Origin of the sequence: Streptomyces sp. NPDC050164 (assembly GCF_044459945.1) — a bacterium.
GTDB classification, from domain to species: Bacteria; Actinomycetota; Actinomycetes; order Streptomycetales; family Streptomycetaceae; genus Streptomyces; species Streptomyces coeruleorubidus_A.
The window spans coordinates 1-4,148 of record NZ_JBITJK010000084.1; the positions used below are offsets into that span (position 1 = coordinate 1).

General features: G+C 71.2%; 3 protein-coding genes. All 3 read right to left on the reverse strand.

Going from position 1 to position 4,148, the window contains the following annotated elements; genetic code table 11:
• Positions 1-197: 197 nt before the first annotated feature.
• Positions 198-1,754 carry an aldehyde dehydrogenase family protein gene (locus tag ACIBNA_RS44785; protein WP_399171228.1) on the reverse strand — a complete coding sequence of 519 codons (1,557 nt, stop codon included), beginning with the start codon at positions 1,752-1,754 and terminating at the stop codon, positions 198-200.
• A 163-nt stretch (positions 1,755-1,917) separates the two neighbouring features.
• Positions 1,918-2,817, reverse strand: a complete 900-nt coding sequence (gene sucD, locus ACIBNA_RS44790; protein ID WP_399171230.1) for a succinate--CoA ligase subunit alpha — start codon at positions 2,815-2,817, stop codon at positions 1,918-1,920.
• An 11-nt stretch (positions 2,818-2,828) separates the two neighbouring features.
• Positions 2,829-3,959 (reverse strand): ADP-forming succinate--CoA ligase subunit beta, encoded by a 1,131-nt coding sequence (sucC, locus tag ACIBNA_RS44795; protein ID WP_399171231.1) that lies wholly within the window; start codon positions 3,957-3,959, stop codon positions 2,829-2,831.
• Between the last annotated feature and the right edge of the window lie 189 nt (positions 3,960-4,148).

Sequence of the window (4,148 nt, forward strand, 5' to 3'; positions counted from 1 at the left end):
ATGATCGCCACCTCACTGGTCCGTCTTGGTGTGTACGGCGCCAGGGGCGCCGTGAGGATCGCGCCTGCCCCGCGCGATCGGCCGTTCGGCGGAGAGCAGGCGAAGACGCCGCCTCCGCGAAGGCCGCGGGCGTGGAGTGGGCTGGGTCCAGCCGGTCACCGGACGGCGCCCTCACGCGGGCACCGCCCGGCCGCCGGTCATGGCATCAGCTGGTACTCCGGGAAGTTGCCGGGCAGGCGCTCGCCCGCCGGGCCCTGGGTGACCGCGCGCACCAACAGCTCACCGCCGACGAAGGCACCGCGCCAGGACGCGCCGAACCCGCCGAACAACTCGTCCCGGTCGCCCCGCGAACGCGGCTTGCCGTGACCGACCTTGAACGCGCGGATCTGCGGCGCGAGCCGGTCGAAGGTCGCCTGGTCGTCCGTGGACAGCGTGGCCACCAGCGCGCCGTTCGAGGCGTTCATCGCGGCCAGCAGCTCCGCCTCGGTGTCGACCAGGACGATCGTGTCGACGGGGCCGAACGGCTCGGCGTGGTGCAGGGGGGACGACGGGGGCGGATTCAGGAGCGTGACCGGCTGGACGTATGCCGAGGTGTCCTGACCGGGCAGGAAGCGGGCGTCCGCCACACTGGCGCGATGCACGGGGACGGCACCGCGGGCGATGGCCTCGGCGACCTGGTCGCGCAGGTCCTTCGCCTTGGCCGCGTTGATCACCGGCCCGAAGTCCAGTGCCGGGTAGGGGGCGTCGGGGTGCTCCACCGCGAGCGGGTGCCCGACGCGCAGCGTGCGCACGGCCGGGAGGTACGCCGCCAGGAACTCGTCGAACAGCTCCCGCTGGACGACGAAGCGCGGGTACGCCGTGCAGCGCTGCTTGCCGTAGTCGAAGAGCTTGGGGACGACGGCCGTGAGCGCGTCCCAGTCCGTGTAGTTCCAGATGCCCCAGGTGTTGAGTCCCTCCTGTTCGAGTACATGGCGCTTGCCGAGGTCGGCGACGGCGGTGGCCACCGCGGCGCCGGTGTCGCGACCGCCGACGAAGGAGACGCAGCCGATCTCGGGCGCCCGCACCAGCGCCTCGGACAGCTCTCCCCCGCTGCCGCTGACGAGGGTGACGGGAATCCCCTCGCGGGCGGCGAGCGCACAGGCCAGGGTCAGACAGGCGACACCGCCATCGGTCGGGGTCTTGGCGATGACCGCGTTGCCTGCCAGTGCCTGGACCAGCATGGCGTGAACGAGCACGCTCATCGGGTAGTTCCAGCTCGCGATGTTGGACACCGGGCCGTCCAGCGGGGCCCGGCCCTCGACCATCGGCTCGATGCCGTCGACGTACCAGCGCACTCCGTCGATGGCCCGGTCGACGTCCGCCTGCGCGAGCCGCCACGGCTTGCCGATCTCCCAGACGAGCAGGAGGGCGAGGAGTTCGCGGTGCTGGGTGAGGGCGTCGAGGGTGGCCGCGACACGGGCGCGGCGCTCGTCGAGGGGGACGTGCCGCCAGGCGCGGTGCTGGTCGAGCGAGGCGCGCACCGCCTGCTGGGCGGCGACCCCGTCCAGGCGCGGCGGGCCGGCGATCGGGCTGCCGTCGACGGGGCTGGTGGCGGGCAGTGCCCGGCCGTCCGCCCGCCAGGCGGAGTTCCAGAGGTTGAGGACGCGGTCGTCCTGGAACGCCTCGGGGGCGACCGCGAGGCAGCGCCGCCAGGCGTCTTCCCAGGACGTGCCGGACTTCACCACGAGCTGGGTGGCGTTGAGGGTGGTGGTCATGCGGTGTCTCCGCTCTCGGTGCACAGTCGGGGGCGGGAGGCCGGGCAGCTGCCCGGAGGCGGCATGCGTGGCCGCGCGACCATTGGTCGCGGTAGGAGGAGGGAACGCGCAGGCGCCGCATGTCTCCGGCGGACACTGCGTCGTTCCCGGCAGTCAGTCCGTGTCAGCCACGAGTGGTGTCACGGTCGACGTCCAGCAGGGCGAGCACGAGGCGGGCCGTGTCGGTCGGGGTGGTGCCGACCTTGACGCCGACCGCCTCCAGGGCTTCCTTCTTCGCCTGCGCCGTGCCCGACGAACCGGACACGATGGCGCCCGCGTGGCCCATGGTCCTGCCCTCGGGCGCGGTGAAGCCGGCGATGTAGCCGACGACCGGCTTGGTGACGTGCTCGCGGATGTACGCGGCCGCCCGTTCCTCGGCGTCCCCGCCGATCTCCCCGATGAGGACGATCAGTTCGGTGTCGGGGTCGTCCTGGAAGGCGGCGAGGCAGTCGATGTGGGTGGTGCCGACGACGGGGTCGCCGCCGATGCCGACACAGGTGGAGAAGCCGATGTCGCGCAGCTCGTACATGAGTTGGTAGGTGAGCGTGCCCGACTTGGACACCAGGCCGATGCGGCCCGGCTTGGTGATGTCCGCTGGGATGATGCCGGCGTTGGACTGGCCGGGTGTGATCAGCCCGGGGCAGTTGGGGCCGACGATCCGGGTGCCCTTCTTTTTCGCGTAGGCGGTGAAGGCGACGGAGTCGTGGACCGGGATGCCCTCGGTGATGACGACCACGAGGCCGATCCCGGCATCGGCGGCCTCGACGACCGCCGCCTTGGCGAAGGCGGGCGGCACGAAGACGACGGTGACGTCGGCTCCGGTCGACCGCATGCCGTCGGCCACCGACCCGAAGACGGGTACGGCACGGTCGTCGAAGTCGACGCTGCGGCCCGCCTTGCGCGGGTTGACGCCGCCGACGACGTTCGTACCGGCCGCGAGCATGCGCCGGGTGTGCTTCATGCCCTCGCCGCCGGTCATGCCCTGGACGAGGACCCTGGACTCCTTGGTGAGGAAGACCGCCATCTACCGCTCCTTCAGCTGGTGTGGGCGAGTTGGGCGGCACGGCGGGCGGCACCGTCCATGGTGGTGGCCTGCTGGATAAGGGGGTGGGCACGCTCGTCGAGGATGGCGCGGCCGCGGACGGCGTTGTTGCCGTCGAGGCGCACGACGAGCGGCTTGGTCAACCGCACGTCGTCCAGGGCCCGGACGATGCCGTCGGCGACCGCGTCGCAGGCGGTGATCCCGCCGAAGACGTTGACGAACACCGACTTCACGTCCGGGTCCGACAGGATGACGGACAGCCCGTCGGCCATGATCTGCGCCGATGCCCCGCCGCCGATGTCGAGGAAGTTGGCGGGGCGGGCACCGCAGCCGGCGACCACGTCGAGGGTCGACATGACCAGGCCGGCGCCGTTGCCGATGATGCCGACCTCGCCGTCGAGTTTGACGTAGTTGAGGCCCTTCGCGGCGGCCGCCGCCTCCACCGGGTCGTCGGGCACCGCTCCCTCGGCGCCCCAACGGGTCTGCCGGAAGCGGGCATTGTCGTCGAGAGTGACCTTGCCGTCGAGAGCGAGAATCTGGCCTTTCTCTGTACGGACAAGCGGGTTGACCTCAACGAGGACGGCGTCCTCCCGGACCAGCACCTCCCACAGCCGCTCGAGGACGTCGCCGGCCTGCGGCGGAAGCCCGGCCGCCGCGGCGATCTCGCCCGCCTTCGCCGAGTGGACGCCCTCGGCCGGGTCGATGGGAATGCGCGCGACGGCCTCCGGGCGACGGACGGCGACCTCCTCGATCTCCATGCCGCCCTCCGCCGAGGCCACGGCGAGGAACCGGCCCGCAGCGCGGTCGAGGACGTAGGCGACGTAGAACTCGGCCTCGATGTCGATGGGTTGGGCCAGCATGACCTTGTCGACCGTGTGTCCCTTGATGTCCATGCCGAGGATCTGCCGTGCCGTCATCTCCGCGGCAGCCGGGTCGGCGGCGAGTCTCACACCGCCCGCCTTGCCCCGGCCACCGGTTTTGACCTGCGCCTTCACGACGACGCGGCCGCCGAGCCGACGGGCGATCTCACGCGCCTCCTTGGCCGAGGACGTGACGTCCGCCCTCGGTACCGGGATGCCGTGTTCCTCGAAGAGCCCTCGGGCCTGGTGCTCGTACAGGTCCATGATCTGGCTCCCGTCTCAAAAGTGCCGCACGACTGAAAAGTGCTGCGCGACCCCTGGACATCACCCACGGGATGCGGGATAACAATCTTCATACAGTATCCGTCGACTGTATGCAATGTGCCGGACATGGCCCGTGACCAGCGCCGCCAGGACGCTCGAGGCATAGGGACAAGTGAGGTGACCCGTGAC

Excerpts from the sequence above, each read along its gene's own strand:
- ACIBNA_RS44785 (WP_399171228.1), bottom strand. The coding sequence starts at position 1,754 with ATGACCACCACCCTCAACGCCACCCAGCTCGTGGTGAAGTCCGGCACG.
- sucD (WP_399171230.1), bottom strand. The coding sequence starts at position 2,817 with ATGGCGGTCTTCCTCACCAAGGAGTCCAGGGTCCTCGTCCAGGGCATG.
- sucC (WP_399171231.1), bottom strand. The coding sequence starts at position 3,959 with ATGGACCTGTACGAGCACCAGGCCCGAGGGCTCTTCGAGGAACACGGC.